This window comes from Neorhizobium phenanthreniclasticum, assembly GCF_040066075.1.
Lineage (GTDB): Bacteria > Pseudomonadota > Alphaproteobacteria > Rhizobiales > Rhizobiaceae > Neorhizobium > Neorhizobium petrolearium.
This window is the reverse complement of record NZ_JBEAAL010000003.1, coordinates 145402-164922: the sequence shown is the minus strand read 5'-3', so window position 1 is coordinate 164922 and position 19521 is coordinate 145402. Positions and strand designations below refer to the sequence as shown.

Here is a 19521-nt window from a genome sequence, read left to right as displayed (position 1 = left end):
GCTTTGACTAAAACAATCATCACGCTGAAGAAGGCTGACCTGACATTGGGTAGTGCGGCAGCCTCCGTGCATGTATTGAAGAAGATCGACCTTGAAATCCGTGCCGGCGAAGCGGTGGGAATTGTCGGCCCTTCAGGCTCCGGCAAGTCGACGCTTCTGATGGTTCTGGCCGGCCTGGAGCGCCTGGACAGTGGTGAAATATTCATCGACGACGTTGCTCTCCACAGGCTGTCCGAGGATGCTCTGGCCGACTTTCGTGGCCGCAATATCGGCATCGTCTTCCAGTCCTTTCATCTGATCGCCAACATGACGGCGTTGGAAAATGTCGCCGTGCCGCTCGAACTCGCCAATGTGAAGAACCCATTCGATACCGCCAAAAGGGAGCTGACCGCCGTAGGCCTCGGCGAGCGGCTGACCCACTATCCGGGCCAGCTTTCGGGCGGCGAACAGCAGCGCGTGGCGATCGCCAGGGCGCTGGCGCCTTCGCCTGCCGTATTGATCGCCGACGAACCGACCGGAAATCTCGACACCGAGACCGGGCGGCAGATCGCCGATCTCCTCTTTGCAAAGCAGGCCGAACGCGGCATGACCATGCTGCTCGTCACCCACGACAATGCGCTTGCGGCCCGCTGCTCGCGGCAGATCCGTGTCCGTTCCGGCGAGATCGTCGCAGATACGGTGCCTCAGGTTCCGGTGCAGGCGGTTTCCGCATGAGACGCACACTCCCCCGCATTGCCATTTCCTTCCGCCTGGCGCTCAGGGAAATGCGCGGCGGCCTGGCGGGTTTCTATATCTTCCTCGCCTGCATCGCGCTTGGCACTGGCGCGATTGCCGCGGTGAATTCCGTCTCGCGCGCCATTACGGACGCCATCGCAAGCCAGGGCCAGGAGATTTTGGCAGGAGACGTCCGCTTCGAACTCAACAATCGGGAAGCGACGGGCGAGGAGCGCGCCTTCCTCGATAGCCTCGGCCAGGTCTCCGTTTCCACCAGCCTGCGCTCCATGGCACGCAAGCCGGACGGTTCGGATCAGGCTCTGGTGGAGGTGAAAGCTGTCGACAACGCCTATCCGCTATACGGCACCTTCGGTTCCGAACCGTCGGCGCCGCTTGTCGATCTCCTTGCAAAGAACGGTGACGCGTTCGGCGCGCTGGCCGCTCCTTTGCTTTTGGAGCGCCTCGGCATCAAGGACGGCGACCAGATCCTGCTCGGCAATACCAGGCTGACCTTGCGCGGCACCATCACCGCTGAGCCCGATGCTCTTTCCGACGGCTTCGGTTTTGCGCCGCGCCTGCTCGTCAGCCGCGATGCGCTCGTTGCGTCTGGCCTGATCACCACCGGCAGCCTTGTCGAACATGCCTATAAGGTGCGGCTCGACGATCCATCCACGCGTTCGACGCTTCAGGCTCGTGCCAACCAGGAGTTCCCAAGCGCTGGCTGGTCGATACGTGTAAGCGATCGTGCGGCGCCGTCGCTGACCGAGAATGTCGACCGTTTCTCGCAATTCCTGACGCTCGTCGGCCTGACCGCCCTGATCGTCGGAGGCGTGGGTGTGGCCAATGCCGTGCGGGCCTTCCTCGATGCGAAGCGCACGACGATCGCGACGTTCAAGTGCCTGGGCGCACCGGCTCCGGTTGTCACGCTGATCTATCTCATCCAGATCCTGGCTCTTGCCGGGATCGGCATCGTCATCGGGCTTGTCATCGGTGCAGTTGCGCCTTTTGTTGCGCTGCAATTCCTGGAAGGCGTTCTGCCCGTACCGAAGGAGACGACCTTCTATCCGTCGGCGCTGGCGCTCGCCGCTCTCTTCGGCCTTCTGATCACCTTCGCCTTCGCGATACTGCCGCTTGGTCATGCGCGTGAAGTGCCCGCAACAGCGCTCTTCCGCGAACAGACATTCGACAACACACGCCTGCCCTCCTGGCCCTATATTATCGCCGCGGGTCTGGCGCTGGCTGCCCTCGCCGCGCTTTCGATCGCCTCGGCCGAGGATAGGTTCATCGCCTCGGTCTTCCTGGCCGCGGTGGCAGGCGCTTTCATTCTGCTTCGTCTCGTCGCCGTCCTCATTGCCACCCTCGCGAGAAGAAGCCCGCGCGTGAACTCGCCGGCCCTGAGGCTTGCGATCGGCAATATCCATCGGCCCGGCGCTCTCACGCCCTCCGTCGTCCTGTCGCTGGGTCTCGGTCTTGCCCTCCTCGTGACGCTGGCGCTGATCGACGGCAACATGCGCCGGCAGCTCACAGGCCAGATCGCCCGGCAGGCGCCGAACTTCTTCTTCGTCGATATTCAGGGGGCCGAACGGGATGGTTTCCTGAATATCCTGAAACAGCAGATGCCTGAAGGAGAAGTGACCCAGGTGCCGATGCTGCGCGGCCGCATTCTTGCCTTCAACGGTCAGGACGTGACGCAGATGAATGTGCCGCCCGCCGGGCGCTGGGTGCTGCGCGGTGACCGCGGCATCACCTACGAGGAAAAGCTGCCCGATAATTCGACGTTGACGGCAGGCGAGTGGTGGCCGGCCGATTACTCCGGCGAGCCGCTCGTCTCCTTCTCGGCGGAAGAAGCCGGCGAACTCGGCCTGAAGCTCGGCGACACCGTCACTGTCAATGTACTCGGCCGCAACATCACGGCTCGCATCGCCAATTTACGCCAGGTGGAATGGGAATCGCTCTCCATCAACTTCGTGATGGTCTTCTCGCCCAATACCTTCCGTGGCGCTCCGCATGCCTGGCTCGCCACGCTGACCGATCCCTCCGCCACGGCTCAGCAGGAGGCCTCTATCCTCCGGGCCGTGACCAATGCCTATCCGACCATCACCAGCGTCAGGGTGAAGGACGCGATCGACATTGTCGACCGGCTCGTCGGTCAGCTGGCGACGGCGATCCGCGCCGCAGCGGCTGTCGCGCTCATCGCCTCGGTCCTGGTTCTGTCCGGCGCCCTCGCCGCGGGCAACCGGGCCCGCACCCATGATGCCGTCATCCTCAAGACCCTCGGCGGCACCCGTAACATGCTGATGCGCGCCTTCAGCTACGAATACATGATCCTGGGCGCCGCGACCGCCGTCTTCGCCCTTTTCGCCGGCGGCATCTCTGCCTGGTTCGTCGTGAGCCGCATCATGAAGATACCGTCGGCCTTCCTGCCCGATGTCGCAGTCGTCACGCTCGTTGTCTCACTGGTCCTGACGGTCGGAATCGGGCTTGCAGGCACCTGGCGCATCCTCGGCCAAAAGGCCGCGCCGGTCCTTCGGGAGCTCTGATTCAAGCATCGGTAGCATTTTCCGTTAACTCTCGGATCAAATTACTGTCAAAGCGTCCCATAGGTTGCTAAATCGCCGCTTTGGTTTGCGTTTTCGCTTCTCACGCCTCTTGTATGTAAATCGATCTCACATCATATTGACAGCAGGCTTGCTGGAGCTCCGCAGCGGCGCCTGGGTCTGTTGAAAAAGGGGGCCCGACACCGTGAATAATTCCGGAGCTTAAAGAGGAAACAATGGCTGACTTCAACAACTACCAGAACCGAATGGCGCAGACCCGCGCCCAATCCGGTGCCATGATCGACGAAGGCCTTCGCGCCTACATGCTCAGGGTTTATAACCTGATGGCTCTCGGTCTGGCGATCACCGGTGTAGCTGCCTATGGCACCTACGCTCTGGCGGTTTCCAATCCGGCCTTCGCCCAGCTTCTCTATGCTTCTCCGCTCAAGTGGGTGGTCATGCTGGCTCCGCTGGCGATGGTCTTCTTCCTGAGCTTCCGCGTCCATAAGATGAGCGTCCCGGCTGCGCAGATGACCTTCTGGATCTATGCCGCGCTGATGGGCCTGTCGCTGTCCTCGATCTTCCTAGTCTTCACCGGCCAGAGCATCGTCCAGACCTTCTTCGTCACCGCGGCCTCGTTCGGCGCCCTGTCGCTCTACGGCTACACGACCAAGAAGAGTTTGTCCGGCTTCGGCTCGTTCCTGATCATGGGCCTCTTCGGTCTGATCATCGCCTCGATCGTGAACATCTTCCTGCAGTCCTCTGCGATGGGCTTTGCCATCTCGGTGATCGGCGTCCTGATCTTCGCAGGTCTTACCGCCTACGATACGCAGAAGATCAAGGAAATGTATTATGATGGTGACGAGGTCGCAGTCATGGGCCGCAAGGCGATCATGGGCGCCCTGACGCTCTACCTCGACTTTATCAACCTCTTCATGTTCATGCTGCAGTTCCTCGGCAATCGCGAAGAATAACGGCGTGGAACAAGAACTGAAAAAGCGGCCTGCGGGCCGCTTTTTTATTGCCCGCTCGCGCGCCTCGGCATAGGTTCGATCGTCACCTTCCACAAACCCGCCCGCCAATGACCTTCCGCCTCCGCGACGCTACAGAAGCCGATCTTCCCGCCATCACCGAAATCTATCGCGACAGCGTGCTGAACGGCATCGCGAGTTACGAGATCATCCCGCCCGACCAGGCCGAGATGACGAGCCGTTACGAGGCGATCAGGGCCAGGGCCTATCCCTATATCGCCGCCGAAGATGAGGAAGGCACGCTTCTCGGCTATGCCTACGCTTCGGCCTTCCGGACCCGCCCCGCCTATCGCTGGCTGGTGGAGGATTCGATCTACCTCGCTCCGGCAGCCCGTGGCCGGGGCGTGGGAAAGGCGCTTCTGCGAGAACTGCTCGCCCGTTGCACCGCTCTCGGCTTCCGGCAGATGGTGGCCGTCATCGGTGGCGCGAGCCCGGCTTCCGTAGCACTGCATCAAAGCCTCGGCTTCGAACTGACCGGCACGCTCAAGGGCACCGGCTTCAAGCACGGCAGATGGTTGGACACGGTAATGATGCAGATTGCACTGGGCGAAGGTACCACGACCAGCCCCGACCCGGCTGTTTATCCCGGGACGCTCTTCACCGAATAGATCAGTCGATGAGCTTCAGCATCTTGTCGAAGACCCTGAGGACCTGCGGCAGTTCGTGGCCGCGCTTCAGGGTCATACCGTGCGTATTGAGCACACAGTAGGCGCCCTGCTTGTTGGCCAGTTTGGGATTCTTCTCGATCCGGAAGAGCGGCGTCTCGCCCGACCGTTTAAAGATGGAAAAGACCGCCCGATCCTTGAGGTGGTCGATCGCGTAATCCTTCCACTCCCCTTCTCCGACCATGCGGCCGTAGATTTTTAAGATCGCGTCAAGCTCGCGCCGGTGAAACGTCACCGGAGCTGGATCGCGGCTCTGCCGGTATTCGCTGAGATTGACGACGACGGCTGCATCCTGGGATCTTTCTCCCCCGGGCAATTCCGGCTGATCGGTCATCAAGGCTCCCAAATCACTAGATGTCGGAGATGTGACAGTGTGCCCGAGAGCCTTAAAAAATCAACCCCGGGCCGAAGCCAGCCTCATGCGCGTTCATACGTTTTTATTCTTGCCCCATTTCGAACAAAACAGTGCCCGATTTCGAAGCGAGATTGCTCCGCGTTGGTTGGCGCGATTTCAGCGCCATATGGCCCGGTCTGGTGCATTGACCCTTACCCCCAGCCCCCCAATGTTCCTGGACCGGGCCGCCGACACCTTATTCCGAAAAGCACAGTGAGCCGACGAACCGCTTCGCGGTCAGTATTTCTTGCGGCCGGCCATCAGGATCGTTGCGCCGAGGATTGCCGCCGGCTCACCACCCGGACCGGACGTCTGTAACAGGATTGCGCAGCCGTCTTTCTTGGACTTGCCCATCAGCTTGCCCGGCAGCGTGAGTTTCATGCTCTGGCCGTTCCACGTCCCGACCGACTGCACGTCATAGACGCTGTGCCAGTAGTCCATGGTCTTGCCGCTGTTCTCGCCCTTTGTGATTTCCACCTGCTGACGTTTTGTGAAATAGGCGACGACGACATCGGCCTGCCCCTTGCCTCCGCCGATCTCGATCTCGATCTCGTCGCCGCGCATGGCAGCCGTGACCGGTACGATGAGCCCTTTGTCCGTCTCGCGGAGTTCCTTCACCTTGCCGTTTATGATGGAGAGATCCTTGCCCTTGACGTGATCCCGACCGTTGATGACCGCCTGCGGCGTATAAACGCCGCTGCGGCCGAATGTCTTGGCATAGCCGTATTGCCGCTCGGTGTTTTCCTTCGAGCTCAGCGTGTCGGTCCAGCCGAGATAGTTCCAATAGTCCACGTGATAGGAGAGCGCGATGATATCGCCCTGCGCCACCAGCTCACCTAAAGTGGCGTCCGCCGGAGGGCACGAGGAACAACCTTGAGACGTGAAAAGTTCGACCACGCCCTTCGGCGCCCTTACCTCCCCCGCCGGAGCGACGCCCGCATAAAGCAGGCCCGCAAGCACGATAATGGAGCGGAGACGGAACAGCATGGGTGGCAGACCTTTTTATCAGGGCAACTGTTATCCACGATTGCCCCTGGTGATCAAGAACAATCGAATGGCCTGGAGGATCGGATGGCGGAAGGTAACCGTCCCGCCCCCTCAAGAGAAAGTCACGAAGGGGTGAGGACCGGATAATTGATCGGCTTTGTCAGCGGCGATTGTGGGCATGCCACACCTTCCTCCACAGGTCCCGGCAAAGTCAGATCAGTTTCAGCAGCCCTTGGGTGAAATAGACGGCTCCGATGCCGGTGACGATCCAGCGCGTCCAGGCGCGGAAATTCTGATCCGTCATTCTCTGCAGGATGTCGTTGCCAGCGCGCGTGCCGAGGATGGCGATTGGCGCGGCGATCAGGATCGAGATCCAGTCGGTCGGCGGCAGTGCGGTTGCCGCGTTCCAGTAGAACGCCACCTTTGTTGCATGCGAGGCGACCTGCACCGCGGCTTTGGTGGCGATTACCTTGCGCCGGTCCATCATCGTTCGGATGAAGAAGATGTCGATCGTCGGACCGGAAACGCCAACGCCCACGGTCAATGCTCCGGCGATCAACCCGCAGATGAGGGCGTGGTGAGGCTTGGACGCATCGAGTTGCAGCTTCGAGACCGGCAGCCAGACGAGGATCGGCATCAGGCCGATCGCGATCGATACGACGATGATATCCGGCTGATAGTCGACGATCAAAAGGATGATACTCGATATGACGAGGCCCAGGCCGAGGATACCGAGGATCCTGTAGTCGATATAGGCGCGGGAGAACCAGGCGCGCGAGCCGTTGGACACCATCTGGATGACGCCATGGATGGCGATTGCGGTCCCGACGGGAAACAGGAAGAGCAGCACCCAAAGCAGGATCAGCCCGCCCGCCATTCCGAAAATCCCCGAAAGCAGCGATGTCAGGAAAACGATGACGGCCATTCCAATGAGGATGACGACGGTCAAGGGCGGAACCTTAAGTTAGCGAGTCTCACCTGGATGAGAGGCGACACATGTATTGGAGGTAGGGCTTACCCCCTCATCAACAAAATCTAAGACTTAGCTACGCTAAGCTCTTGATTTTGTAACCTCTCCCACCAAGGGAGAGGTAGACTCGTGGCAGCGCGGCATCCCGATCTCTCCCCTTGGGGAGAGAAAGCGATTTCAACATCTTAGCTGAAAGCTAAGTGCTGGATATCGCAGGTGAGGGGATTTGAGTGGGAATCTACACTCTTCCGCAATTCACCCGCCGACCTTCGCCGGCGGGTGACCATCCGACAAGATCAGGCGGCAAGATCGCGAAGAACGGTCTGCAGGATGCCGCCGTTGTTCATGTAGATGACCTCGTCGAGCGTATCGATGCGGCAAAGGATGTTGATCTCCTTCACCGTACCGTCGCCGTAGGTGATCTTGGCGGTCTTCCACTCGCGCGGCTTGATGTCGCCTTCCAGGCCCTCGATGGTGACCGTCTCGTCGCCCTTGAGACCAAGGCTTGCCCAGGTCGTACCTTCCTCGAAAACGAAGGGTACGACGCCCATGCCGACCAGGTTCGAACGGTGGATGCGCTCGAAGGATTGGGCGATGACCGCTTTGACGCCGAGCAGGTTGGTGCCCTTGGCCGCCCAGTCGCGCGACGACCCGTTGCCGTATTCGACGCCGGCGAAGATGACGAGCGGAACGCCCTCAGCCTTGTACTTCATGGCCGCGTCATAGATCGACATCTCTTCCTTCGACGGATAGTGGATGGTGTAGCCACCTTCCTTGCCGTTCGGGCCGAGCATGTGGTTGCGGATGCGGATATTGGCAAACGTGCCGCGCATCATCACTTCATGGTTGCCACGCCGTGTGCCGTACTGGTTGAAGTCGGCAACCGCGACGCCGTGCTCGGTAAGGTAGGCACCGGCGGGCGAAGCGGCCTTGATCGAACCGGCCGGAGAAATGTGGTCGGTGGTGATCTTGTCGCCGAAGAGACCGAGGACGCGGGCGCCCTTGATGTCCTTGATGCCGCTGCCCTTCTTGCCCATGCCGACGAAGTAGGGCGGGTTCTGGACATAGGTCGAGTCGTCGTCCCAGGCATAGGTCTGCCCCGGAGGAACGTTGACCGCCTGCCAATTTGCATCGCCCTTGAAGACGTCGGCATACTTGGTTTCGTAAAGTTCGCGGGTGACGTATTTCAGGATGAATTCCTGCACTTCCTTCGAGGTCGGCCAGATATCCTTGAGGTAGACCGGCTTGCCGTTCTGGTCTTCGCCGAGCGGCTCGGAAGTCAGGTCCTTCTGCACCGTGCCGGCGAGCGCATAGGCGACGACGAGCGGCGGCGAGGCAAGGTAGTTCGCCTGGACGTCCGGCGAGATGCGGCCTTCGAAGTTGCGGTTGCCCGAGAGCACGCCCGAAACGATGAGGCCCTTGTCGTTGATCGTCTTGGAGATCGGCGCCGGCAGCGGACCGGAATTGCCGATGCAGGTGGTGCAGCCGAACCCGACGAGGTTGAAACCGAGCTTGTCGAGATCAGCCTGCAGGCCGGACTTTGCGAGATATTCGCCGACGACCTGGGATCCGGGCGCCAGCGAAGTCTTGACCCAGGGCTTGGTCTTGAGGCCCTTGGCGACCGCATTGCGGGCGAGAAGGCCGGCAGCGATCAGCACCGACGGGTTGGAGGTGTTGGTGCAGGACGTAATGGCGGCAATCGCCACATCGCCATGCCCGAGATCGAAGTCGGTGCCTTCGACCGCATAGCGGTTATTGAGCTGGCCGGGCTTCTTGTAGTCGGTGTCCATCGAACCGGCAAAGCCGGACGCGATGTTTTCGAGCGCGATGCGGCCTTCCGGGCGCTTCGGGCCGGCCATCGACGGCACGACGTCGCCGAGGTCGAGTTCCAGCGTATCGGTGAAGACGAGGTCGGAACCGTCGCCCTCGCGCCACATGCCCTGCGCCTTCGAATAGGCCTCGACGAGCGCGATGCGCTCCTTCGTGCGGCCGGACATGTTGAGATAGTTGATCGTTTCGCCGTCGACCGGGAAGAAGCCGCAGGTCGCGCCGTATTCCGGACCCATGTTGCCGATCGTGGCGCGGTCGGCGAGCGGCATGTTGTCCATGCCCGGGCCGAAGAATTCGACGAACTTCGAAACCACGCCCTTCTTGCGCAGCATCTGCACGACGGTCAGCACGAGGTCGGTCGCGGTGACGCCTTCCTTCAGCTTGCCGGTCAGCTTGAAGCCGATGACTTCCGGCAGCAGCATCGAGACCGGCTGGCCGAGCATGGCGGCTTCTGCTTCGATACCACCCACACCCCAGCCGAGAACGCCGAGGCCGTTGATCATCGTGGTATGCGAATCGGTGCCGACGCAGGTGTCAGGATAGGCGACCGTTTCGCCATCCTCTTCCTTGGTCCAGACGGTCTGGCCGAGATATTCGAGGTTGACCTGGTGACAGATGCCGGTGCCGGGCGGAACGACGCGGAAATTCTTGAACGCCTGCTGGCCCCATTTCAGGAAGCGGTAGCGTTCGCCGTTGCGCTGGTATTCCAGCTCGACGTTGCGGGCAAAGGCCTGCGGCGTGCCGAATTCATCGACAATGACCGAGTGGTCGATGACGAGATCGACCGGAACGAGCGGATTGATCTTTTCCGGATCACCGCCAAGCGCCTTGATGCCGTCGCGCATCGCGGCAAGGTCGACCACCGCCGGAACGCCGGTGAAATCCTGCATCAGCACGCGGGCCGGGCGATATGCGATTTCGGCTTCGGTCTGCCCCTTGTTGTTCAGCCATTCGGCAACAGCAAGGATCTGTTCCTTGGTGACGGACTGGCCGTCTTCGAAGCGGAGCAGGTTCTCGAGAAGGACCTTCATGGAGAAGGGAAGCTTCGAGACGCCCGGAAGACCGTTCTGCTCTGCCTTGGGCAGGCTGTAATAGACGTAGTCCTTGCCGCCCACGGTCAGGACGGAACGACAATTGAAGCTGTCGAGAGATTTGGTCACGGAAAACAACCCCGCTGATATAGAGCCAACACGCGCGTGCGGACGCCTATGCACTTCATGCACATCAGGATGCGGGTGCGACCATTTCCGCTGTCCGCACGAGAAGATTTGTGGGTCTTCAGGTTCGGCGCAAGATGGAAATCACGCCGGCCGCTGGCGTGGTTGCAGTGCTTATAGATAATTTCTAAGAAGGGTTCCAGACACTTGAAGCCCCATCTCGAACAATTTTTTGGATAGGGGCGAGCGAAACCCGAACGAAGGTCTCCGACATGCGGCTGACGGCCGAAAATTTGAGCGCCAGACGCGGGCAGGACCTGATTTTCAAGGGCATCTCTTTTAACCTGGGGACCGGTGAAAGCCTTGTTCTGACAGGGCGGAACGGGTCCGGAAAATCAACCCTGCTGCGGGTGGTGGCGGGATTGCTGCATCCCGAAACCGGTCGGGTGACATGGCATTCCGACGCAGCCGAATCAGGGATGCGCGCGGCCGAGGCCTGCCACTATCTCGGCCATCGCAACGCCATGAAGGCGGAACTCTCGGTCTTTGAAAACCTCTCCTTCTGGAAGGAGTTCCTCGGCGATTTCGAGGGCGGCCAGGGGGTCTCCATCAGTGAAGCGGCGGAAGCCGTCGGCCTCGGCGACATCACCCATCTTCCCTTCGGTTACCTCTCGGCGGGACAGCAGCGCCGCATGGCCTTCGCCAAGCTGCTTGTCGCTCATCGGCCGGTCTGGATCCTCGACGAGCCGACCGCGGCACTCGATGTGAACGCCGAAAGCGTCTTCACGAACCTGATCAAGGCGCACCTGGCCGATGGCGGCATCGTGCTCGCCGCGACCCACCAGCCGCTAGGGCTGGAGAATGCGAAAGAACTGCCGATGACGGGATTTACGGGTGTGATGGAGGGGATGTGGTGATGGCCTTTTACTTCCCTCTTCATATCCTCGTTACCCCCCTCTGCCCTGCCGGGCATCTCCCCCTCAAGGGGGGAGATCGAATAGCGGCGAAGTCTCGGCCCAAACACAGGCTTTCGGCTGCCGAAGCGGTGTTGAATACGATCGACATTTTGGGAAGCCTGTGCGTCTTGCCGATCTCCCCCCATGAGGGGGAGATGCCCGGCAGGGCAGAGGGGAGTGAGACGCGATCTGCGGTGCAGAGCAATCGATCCAGTGAATCGATTGCAGCGCCGAACGCCATGAGACGAAGCGAAGGGCCAGGAGCAATGGCGGAGCGCTTTCCATGATCTCCCTCCTTCTCCGCGACCTGAAACTTTCGGTGCGCGCCGGCGGAGGGGCGCTGATCGGCGTCTTGTTCTTCATGACGGTGGTCGCCGTCATCCCCTTCGGCGTCGGCCCGGACCTCAATCTCTTGTCGCGCATCGGCCCGGCGATCGTCTGGATCGGCGCACTGCTTTCCGCCCTTTTAGGCCTCGACCGTATGTTCCAGACCGATCGAGAAGATGGGTCTCTCGACCTCCTGCTGATGCAGGAACATCCGCTGGTCCTGACGGTGCTCGTCAAGTGCCTGGCGCATTGGCTCGGCAACGGCCTGCCGCTCGTCATCGCCTCACCGCTTCTCGGCCTCTTCATGAACATGAACGAGGTTGCGATCGGCGCCACCATGCTGACGCTGCTGGTCGGCACGCCAGCACTCACGTTCATCGGCGCGGTCGGCGCGGCGGTCGCGGTGGCGCTGCCTCGCGGCGGCCTTCTGGTCTCGATCCTCGTGCTGCCGCTTGCAATTCCGGTGCTGATCTTCGGTGTCAGCGCCTCCTACGCGGCGGTCGAGGATCCTGCCCCGTTTATGCCGCCTTTCCTGATATTAGTGGCGATCACGATGTTTTTTGCCGTTCTCGGCCCGCTCGGTGCGGCACTGGCGTTGAAGAATGCCGGCGATTGACTAGAATCAAGACATCCAGCGCTATGGCAGTTTAGAAAGATTCCATGTCAGAAAGCCTCGCCATCACCAAGTTCAGCGATCTCGCCAATCCGACACACTTCCTGGCACTTGCGGCCCGGATATTGCCCTGGATGGCGTCGATCACGGCGATCCTTTTTGCCATAGGGCTTTATCTGAGCTTCACGACGGAAGGCGATTACCAGCAGGGCCAGACGGTTCGCATCATGTACATCCACGTGCCGGCCGCCTGGCTGTCGATGATGTGCTACACGGTTATGGCCGCTTCGGCGATCGGCACGCTGGTCTGGCGCCATCCGCTCGCCGACGTCAGCCACAAGGCGGCCGCCCCGCTCGGCGCCGCCTTCACGCTGATTGCGCTCGCCACCGGCTCGCTCTGGGGCAAGCCCATGTGGGGCACCTGGTGGGTCTGGGATGCGCGGCTGACCTCCGTCTTCGTGCTCTTCCTCATGTATCTCGGCCTGATCGCGCTGAACCGCGCCATGGACGATCCCTCCAGGGCCGCGCGCGTCTCCGCCGTTCTCATCCTCGTCGGCTTCGTCAACATTCCGATCATCAAGTTTTCGGTCGACTGGTGGAACACGCTGCACCAGCCGGCGAGCGTCGTCCGCATGGATGGCCCGACCATCGATCCGGAGTTTCTGTGGCCCCTGCTGATCATGGCCATTGCCTTTACGCTGCTCTTCTTCACCCTGCATGTGATGGCGATGCGCAACGAGATCTGGCGCAGGCGCATTGCCGCCCAGCGCCGCATGGCGGCGCGCATGGCCGGACGGGAGGCTTAAGGATGATGACGCATACGTTCTACATCTCCATGTCCTATGCGGTCACCGCCTTGATTACCCTCTGTCTGATCGGCTGGGTATGGCTTGACGGCCGCGCCCGGCAGAAGGAACTGGCGGAACTCGAAGCCTCCGGTATCCGCCGCCGTTCAGCACAGCCCAAGGGTGACCTGGCGAAGGGTGACGCATCATGAGCGTCGAGACCGAAAACCAGCCGGTACAGCGCAAAGGCTTCGCACGCTACGCGCTGGCGCTGATCCCGCTCATTGTTTTCCTCGGCTTTGCAGGCGTTGCCGGCAAGATGCTCTACGACCAGGACGTCAACGGCCGCGACATTTCCGCCATCCCCTCGGCGCTGATCGGCAAAAAAAACCCGTCACTTTCGCTCCCACCGCTCGAAGGTTCGAACACGGCCGCTCTGACCGACGCTGCGATCACCGGCAAGCTGACGCTCGTCAACGTCTTCGCCTCGTGGTGCGTGCCCTGCCGGCAGGAACATCCGATCCTCAAGGCCCTGGCCGATGACAGCCGGCTGAATATCGTCGGCATCAACTACAAGGACCGCAATGACAACGCATTGCGTTTCCTCGGTGAACTCGGCAATCCTTATAAGGCAATCGGCGTCGATCCGAACGGCAAGGCGGCGATCGACTGGGGCGTCTACGGCATTCCGGAGAGCTATCTGGTGGGGCCGGACGGCACGATCCTCTACAAACGCGTCGGGCCTTTCGACGAGCGCAGCCTGACCCAGGAACTCATGCCGGCGATCGAAAAGGCGACAGCCGCCAAGAGCTGATCAGGGCAGCGCCGCCTGCCATTCGCGGATCGCATCGACCGGCCAAATGAGCATCAGCACGTTGAGGGTCAGGTTGTCGCGGATGATGAAGCCGGTCAGCAGCTCGAAGAAGATCGCGATCACGACCGTCAGCCAGACCGGCAGGCGCGCGGCGGCGAAGAAACCGATCACCATGAAGACGGTGTCCATCGCCGAATTGATGATGCTGTCGCCGGTATAGCCGAGCGCCATGGTCGCGGTACGATAGCGATCGATGATGATCGGCGAGTTTTCCGCAATCTCCCAGGCCGCCTCGATCAGGATCGCCAGCGAAAGCCGCCCGGTGAGTGGCGCGCGGCGCAGGATCAGCCAGCCGAGACCGTAGAAAAGGAAGCCGTGGATGATGTGGGACGGCGTGTACCAGTCGGACAGGTGCTGCGAGTTGCCGCTGGTGTTCACCCCGCCTTCCCAGAGCTTCACGAACCCGCACTCGCAAATCGGAATACGGCCCATCCAGTAGAGAATGGCAATCTGGCCCAAGAAGAGGGCAAGCGCGGCAAGCAGCCAGCGCTTTGACGAGGAGCCGGAGGAGGAAAGGTCGAATGCCGTCACTTTTCGGTTTCCACAGCGGGCTCGGCAATTGTGTGCCGCATGATGAGCGGCATCTGGGCGAGTGTGAAGGCGATGGTGATCGGCATCGTGCCCCAGACCTTGAAGTTGACCCAGACCGCATCGGAGAAATTGCGCCAGACCACCTCGTTCAGCACGGCGAGGAACAGGAAGAAGATGCCCCAGCGGAGCGTCAGCTTCTTCCAGCCTGTTTCGTCAAGCTGGAATGCGGCGTTGAAGACATAGCCGAGCAACGATTTGCCGAACATCAGCCCCACAAGCAGCGTCACCCCGAACAGCGAATTGACGATGGTCGGCTTCATCTTGATGAAGGTCTCGTCCTGCAGCCAGATCGACAGCGAGCCGAAAATCATGACCACGATGCCGGAAACGAAGGGCATGACCGGCAGATGATGGAAGACGATCTTCGATATGACCAGCGAAACGACGGTCGCGACCATGAAGAGGGCCGTCGCGATGAGAAGCGGCCCGCCGATCGCCGAAAGCGCCGGGAATTTCGCGACGAGCCATTCACCGCGCAGGTTGCCGAAAAAGAAGACGAGAAGCGGGCCGATTTCGAGCGCCAGCTTCAGCATGGGATGCTGCTTTTCTTCCTTGGTCGGCGTGATGTCGCTTTCAATCGTCTGCATGGGTTCCAACTTTAACTCGTACCGGCAAAGCCAAATCGTCTTTCTGTGTCATCAATGCGTCAAACCGGCAATAGCGCTGGCAAAATCCTGCGCCTCGAACGGTTCGAGGTCGTCGACGCCCTCGCCGACGCCGATGAAATAGACCGGCAGCTTGTGCTTGGCGGCGATGGCGACCAAGATGCCCCCACGCGCCGTGCCGTCGAGCTTGGTCATGATGAGACCGCTGACGCCCGCCACGTTGCGGAAGATCTCCACCTGCTGCATGGCGTTCTGGCCGGTCGTGGCGTCCAGCGTCTGGAGAACCGTGTGCGGCGCATCCGGATCGAGCTTGCCCAGCACCCGGACGATCTTTTCGAGTTCGGCCATCAGCTCGGTGCGGTTCTGCAGCCGGCCGGCCGTATCGATGATGAGAACATCCGATTTGTTGGCGCGCGCCTGTTCGTAGGCGTCATAGGCAAGCCCTGCCGCATCCGCACCGAGCCTGGTGCCGATGAATTCCGATCCGGTGCGGTCCGCCCAGATCTTCAACTGCTCGATTGCGGCCGCGCGAAAGGTGTCGCCGGCGGCAAGCATGACCTTGAGGCCGGCACCGGAGAGCTTTGCTGCGAGCTTGCCGATCGTCGTCGTCTTGCCCGTGCCGTTGACGCCGACGACGAGAATGACATGCGGCTTGTGATTGAGATCGAGCTGTAGCGGCTTGGCGACCGGAGACAGGACCTTGGTGATCTCGCCAGCCATGATGCGCGAGACGTCCTCGCCGGTGACGTCCTTGCCATAGCGCTCCGAGGACAGCGCACCGGTGATGCGCATGGCCGTCTCGACGCCGAGATCCGCCTGGATCAGCAGGTCTTCCAGCTCCTCCAGCGTGTCCTCATCCAGCTTGCGCTTGGTGAACAGCGCCGTGATCTGGCCGGTAAGCTGCGATGAGGTGCGGGCAAGACCTGCCCGCAGGCGCTGGAACCAGGTGAGTTTTGGTTGAAGAGCAACCGGCGCGGGCGGGGGTTCCGGGCGGGAAGCGGAAAAACCTTTGGGGAGGACGGGGGCTTCTCTAGCCTCATCTTCCGAGGAAGCACCCCCCTCTGCCCTGCCGGGCATCTCCCCCTCAAGGGGGGAGATCGAGTCGCGGCTCGCTCCCTGCCCTAAAGCAGGCTTCGAATCTGCGGCAGTTTCGTCCAATGCCGGATGAGGCGGCTCATCCGTGATCTCCCCCCTTGAAGGGGAGATGCCCGGCAGGGCAGAGGGGGGTGCTTCCGCAGATGCAACCTCTTCTTCCTCAGCCTCGGCTTCCGCTTGAAGAAGCGACAACGGCACCACGCCGATATCGGTATTGGCTTCCGCAGCGGGAAGGAGCGGAGAAACATCCTCGTCGTCGGCCGCTTCCGGTTCGGAAGGCGCAGCCGACCGGGCCTCATCCTCGCCGACGCTATCCGCCGCAGGTCCACCCGCTGTCTCGATCTCCGTTGGCGCCACCGGATCGACGGGCGAAACCGGCAGGTCTTCGTCGCGGGATTTCGGTTCGAGCTCCGCTTCTACGGCTGCAACGTCTTCCGGCCTTTCAGCCTCAGGTGCCTGCTCTTCGGCGGGCTTGCCGAAGGTGAAGACGCGTTTGATGAAGCCCAATGCCATGAGAGATCAATCCGTTCCGGTTATGCCGCCAGGGCAGGCATCACCTGCATGTCCAGATGTCTGCCGTCATGGCCGGTAATGATAACGCGCTTGAAGTCGCGGGGAACAAGGCCGGGTGCCGCAACCAGCGAAAAGTTTTCAGTATGGGCCATGCCATTGTTCTCGATGATGACCGACTGCTCGGTGCCGACCATGCGATCAAGGTGTGCCCGATGCAGCACCTCGCCACGGGCACGCAGCCTTGCTGCGCGATCCTTGACCAGCGCCCGGTCGAGCTGCGGCATGCGTGCCGCCGGCGTGCCGGGCCGCGGGCTGTAGGGGAAGACGTGCAGGAAGGAGATACCGGCCTCTTCCGCAAGCGTCGCGGCATTCCCGAACATTTCTTCCGTTTCGGTCGGGAAACCCGCGATCATGTCGGCCCCGAAAGCAATATCGGGTCGGAGCCGCCGCGCCTGTTCGGTGAAGGCGAGTGCATCGGCGCGCGAATGGCGGCGCTTCATCCGCTTCAGGATCAGGTCGTCGCCGTGCTGCAGGGAAAGATGCAGATGCGGCATGAAACGCGGCTCGTCGGCGATCAGGTCCCAGAGGTGCTTGTCCGCCTCGATGCTGTCGATAGAGGAGAGACGCAGGCGAAGAATCTCCGGCACCTGTTTCAGCAATGTCTTCGCCAGGTAGCCAAGTGACGGCTGACCGGGAAGATCGGCGCCGTAGCTGGTGGCATCGACGCCGGTCAAAACGATCTCGCGATAGCCGCTTTCGGTGAGTTTGCGGGCCTGATCGACCACGGCGCCCATCGGCACGGACCGGGAATTGCCGCGGCCATAGGGGATGATGCAGAAAGTGCAGCGGTGGTCGCAGCCGTTCTGCACCTGGATGAAGGCGCGCACATGCCCGTCGATATGTCTGACCATCTGCGGCGCCGTGGCCCTGACGCTCATGATGTCGTTGACGCGCAGCTTCTCTTCCGCCGAGACGCCGAAATCCGGAAGCGCACGGTAGGACACGCTTTTCAGCTTCTCCTCGTTGCCGAGCACGGCATCGACTTCCGCCATGTCGGCAAAGGTCTGCTTTTCCGTCTGGGCGGCGCAGCCGGTGACGATGATGCGGGCATGCGGATTTTCACGCCGGGCGCGGCGGATCGCCTGGCGGGCCTGGCGGACGGCTTCGCCGGTGACGGCGCAGGTATTGACGAGGATCGCATTGTTGAGCCCCGCCTTTTCGGCTTCGGCCCGCATCACTTCCGATTCATAGGTGTTGAGCCGACAGCCGAAGGTGATGACATCGACGCCGCTCAATTGACCCCGGCCTCCCGCTCCTGGTCTCGCGTGAAGCGGCCTGTTTGCGGATCGACCTTGCCGGACCATTCCCATTCGGCCGGGCCGGTCATCACGACATGGTCGTCTTCCCGCCATTCGATGACGAGCGGCTGGCGGACCGGGCTGGAAGCGACATCGATCGTCACCTTGCGGCCCGTGCGGCCGGTGCGCGCGGCGGACACAGCAGAGGCGCAAGCCGCCGAACCACAGGCGAGCGTCAGCCCGGCAGCGCGCTCCCAGGTGCGGGTGCGGAGCGACGAGGGGGATGAGACCTGCGCCAGCGTGATATTGGCCTTTTCCGGAAACATCGGGTGGTTTTCGAGGAGCGGGCCGAAACGTTCGAGATCGAAGCTCATCGGGTCGCGATCGACCCAGAAGATCGCATGCGGATTGCCCATCGACATGACCGACGGCGAATGCAGCACCGGCCGATCGATCGGCCCGATCTGCAGTTCGATACGGCTCGTATCGAAGAATTCTTCCGCGAGTGGAATGCGGTTCCATTCGAACACCGGCTTGCCCATGTCGACCGAGATCGTGCCGTCTTCGTGCTCCCGAGCGTTCAAAATGCCCGCGACCGTCTGGAAGGTGAAGGCCTTGCGGCCGGTCTCGGCGGCAAGCGCCTGGACGACGCAGCGCGTACCGTTGCCACAGGCCTGCGCCTTGGAACCGTCGGAGTTGAGGATGTCGATAAAGGCATCGGTGCCTTCCGCCTTCGGATCGTGGATCGCCATGATCTGATCGAACCGGGAGGCAGGATCGGCGTTCAGAGCAATGGCGGCCTCCGGCGTCACCTTGTCGGTGCGGCCGCGCATGTCGATGACCAGGATCTCGTTTCCAAGCCCGTTCATCTTCGCGAATTCGACCATATCTGCCATGACGCTCAATCCATTCCGGGCAAAATGCCGGTCTCTTGGGGCGTATATGGCGGAAATGCGGGGAAATTACCAGTGGGCGCAGATGGATAGACTCACCCCTTGGTGATGGTCGGTACTTCGTTTCGGACGGGGCGCTGAAAGCTGCCTCTTGAGTTTTAGTTTTGGGTAGCACCTCTCAGCGCCCCGTTCGGCGGTTTATGCCCGCGACTCCGATCCCTCTGCCTTGGCCCTTCCGGACGGTTTTCTGCCGCCGGGCTTTCGATTGGATCGACGGACAAGAAATCCGGCGAAACCATCCGTCGGGCCACCATGTGTGCCGCCCCAAAGCCGCCCGCGATCAGAGATCGCGGATAGCCGGCTTTGGCTCTTTAAGTGGAGCATGTACCTTTCGCCCGGCAAAGCCGGGCGGGACATGCTCGCCACGCCCGGCGCGCTGTTCGGGCATCAGAAGCGAAAGGCCGGTCCGCAACCTTTTCGCTTCCCCCGTGTCGCCGGAGGGAGACCATTTTCCGCGGACCCGGACGATGAGGTTCTGCGTCTTACCCTCACCGCCCGCGCCAGCCCCGCCTCGCCGGAACGCCTTCCGGTGTATCCGATGCGGGACGGGGAGATTGTAGGTACAAGGTGAGAGGGCGGGGATGAACAGAGACGTTTTTCCTGTCGATTTTTGCCAAGGCTTTGAT

At 61.4% G+C, this 19521-nt stretch carries 18 protein-coding genes; 9 read left to right on the top strand and 9 right to left on the bottom strand.

All coding sequences use genetic code 11. The features are described from left to right. Window positions 1-3 precede the first annotated feature (3 nt). The 4 genes from ABK249_RS06915 to ABK249_RS06900 all read left to right on the top strand — a co-directional run bounded on the left by ABK249_RS06915 (window position 4) and on the right by ABK249_RS06900 (window position 4890). Window positions 4-714 carry an ABC transporter ATP-binding protein gene (locus ABK249_RS06915; RefSeq protein WP_037156705.1) on the top strand — a complete coding sequence of 237 codons (711 nt, stop codon included), beginning with the start codon at window positions 4-6 and terminating at the stop codon, window positions 712-714. Beyond that, window positions 711-3254: an ABC transporter permease gene (locus ABK249_RS06910; protein WP_227704376.1), complete on the top strand. Its 2544-nt coding sequence runs from the start codon at window positions 711-713 to the stop codon at window positions 3252-3254. The genes ABK249_RS06915 and ABK249_RS06910 overlap by 4 nt, the downstream gene beginning before the upstream one ends. 233 nt (window positions 3255-3487) lie before the next feature. Further along, on the top strand, window positions 3488-4225 hold the full coding sequence (locus ABK249_RS06905) for a Bax inhibitor-1/YccA family protein (protein WP_037156701.1): 738 nt from the start codon (window positions 3488-3490) through the stop codon (window positions 4223-4225). A gap of 107 nt (window positions 4226-4332) precedes the next feature. After that, window positions 4333-4890 (top strand): GNAT family N-acetyltransferase, encoded by a 558-nt coding sequence (locus ABK249_RS06900; protein WP_227704377.1) that lies wholly within the window; start codon window positions 4333-4335, stop codon window positions 4888-4890. Between the two features lies 1 nt (window position 4891). Here ABK249_RS06900 and ABK249_RS06895 read toward each other — a convergent pair whose 3' ends face one another. From ABK249_RS06895 to acnA, 4 genes are all read right to left on the bottom strand, one after another. After that, complete coding sequence (locus tag ABK249_RS06895; protein ID WP_348862502.1) at window positions 4892-5281, bottom strand: DUF2794 domain-containing protein; 390 nt, start codon at window positions 5279-5281, stop codon at window positions 4892-4894. Window positions 5282-5578: 297 nt separating this feature from the next. Next, a complete protein-coding gene (locus ABK249_RS06890; RefSeq protein ID WP_037156694.1) occupies window positions 5579-6328 on the bottom strand; it encodes a DUF1223 domain-containing protein in 750 nt (249 codons plus the stop codon). Between the two features lie 211 nt (window positions 6329-6539). Then, entirely contained in the window at window positions 6540-7277 is a 738-nt protein-coding gene (locus ABK249_RS06885) for a sulfite exporter TauE/SafE family protein (protein WP_200884000.1), read from the bottom strand. Window positions 7278-7594: 317 nt separating this feature from the next. After that, window positions 7595-10288: an aconitate hydratase AcnA gene (acnA, locus tag ABK249_RS06880; RefSeq protein ID WP_037157272.1), complete on the bottom strand. Its 2694-nt coding sequence runs from the start codon at window positions 10286-10288 to the stop codon at window positions 7595-7597. Window positions 10289-10557: 269 nt separating this feature from the next. Between acnA and ccmA the strand changes: the two genes are divergently transcribed. The 5 genes from ccmA (at window position 10558) to ABK249_RS06855 (ending at window position 13780) form a co-directional block, all read left to right on the top strand. Beyond that, complete coding sequence (gene ccmA / locus ABK249_RS06875) at window positions 10558-11202, top strand: heme ABC exporter ATP-binding protein CcmA (protein WP_037156692.1); 645 nt, start codon at window positions 10558-10560, stop codon at window positions 11200-11202. 322 nt (window positions 11203-11524) lie between these two features. Next, entirely contained in the window at window positions 11525-12184 is a 660-nt protein-coding gene (gene ccmB / locus ABK249_RS06870) for a heme exporter protein CcmB (RefSeq protein ID WP_037156690.1), read from the top strand. A 44-nt stretch (window positions 12185-12228) separates the two neighbouring features. Then, window positions 12229-12987, top strand: a complete 759-nt coding sequence (locus ABK249_RS06865) for a heme ABC transporter permease (RefSeq protein ID WP_037156688.1) — start codon at window positions 12229-12231, stop codon at window positions 12985-12987. 5 nt (window positions 12988-12992) lie between these two features. Next, a complete protein-coding gene (gene ccmD, locus ABK249_RS06860; protein ID WP_037157268.1) occupies window positions 12993-13178 on the top strand; it encodes a heme exporter protein CcmD in 186 nt (61 codons plus the stop codon). Beyond that, entirely contained in the window at window positions 13175-13780 is a 606-nt protein-coding gene (locus tag ABK249_RS06855; RefSeq protein ID WP_348862500.1) for a DsbE family thiol:disulfide interchange protein, read from the top strand. The genes ccmD and ABK249_RS06855 overlap by 4 nt, the downstream gene beginning before the upstream one ends. On the opposite strand, the gene ABK249_RS06850 is transcribed toward ABK249_RS06855, so the two are convergent. The 5 genes from ABK249_RS06850 to dapF are packed head-to-tail and all read right to left on the bottom strand — an operon-like array spanning window position 13781 to window position 18838. After that, window positions 13781-14371: a DUF2585 domain-containing protein gene (locus tag ABK249_RS06850; RefSeq protein WP_348862499.1), complete on the bottom strand. Its 591-nt coding sequence runs from the start codon at window positions 14369-14371 to the stop codon at window positions 13781-13783. Further along, the gene (locus tag ABK249_RS06845) at window positions 14368-15018 is read right to left on the bottom strand and encodes a septation protein A (protein ID WP_037156682.1); all 651 of its coding nucleotides are present in this window, start codon (window positions 15016-15018) and stop codon (window positions 14368-14370) included. Before ABK249_RS06845 ends, ABK249_RS06850 begins: the two co-directional genes overlap by 4 nt. Before the next feature lie 51 nt (window positions 15019-15069). Then, entirely contained in the window at window positions 15070-16644 is a 1575-nt protein-coding gene (gene ftsY, locus ABK249_RS06840) for a signal recognition particle-docking protein FtsY (RefSeq protein ID WP_037156681.1), read from the bottom strand. A gap of 20 nt (window positions 16645-16664) precedes the next feature. Beyond that, complete coding sequence (gene mtaB / locus ABK249_RS06835; RefSeq protein ID WP_037156680.1) at window positions 16665-17939, bottom strand: tRNA (N(6)-L-threonylcarbamoyladenosine(37)-C(2))-methylthiotransferase MtaB; 1275 nt, start codon at window positions 17937-17939, stop codon at window positions 16665-16667. Beyond that, a complete protein-coding gene (dapF, locus tag ABK249_RS06830; protein WP_348862498.1) occupies window positions 17936-18838 on the bottom strand; it encodes a diaminopimelate epimerase in 903 nt (300 codons plus the stop codon). Before dapF ends, mtaB begins: the two co-directional genes overlap by 4 nt. Between the last annotated feature and the right edge of the window lie 683 nt (window positions 18839-19521).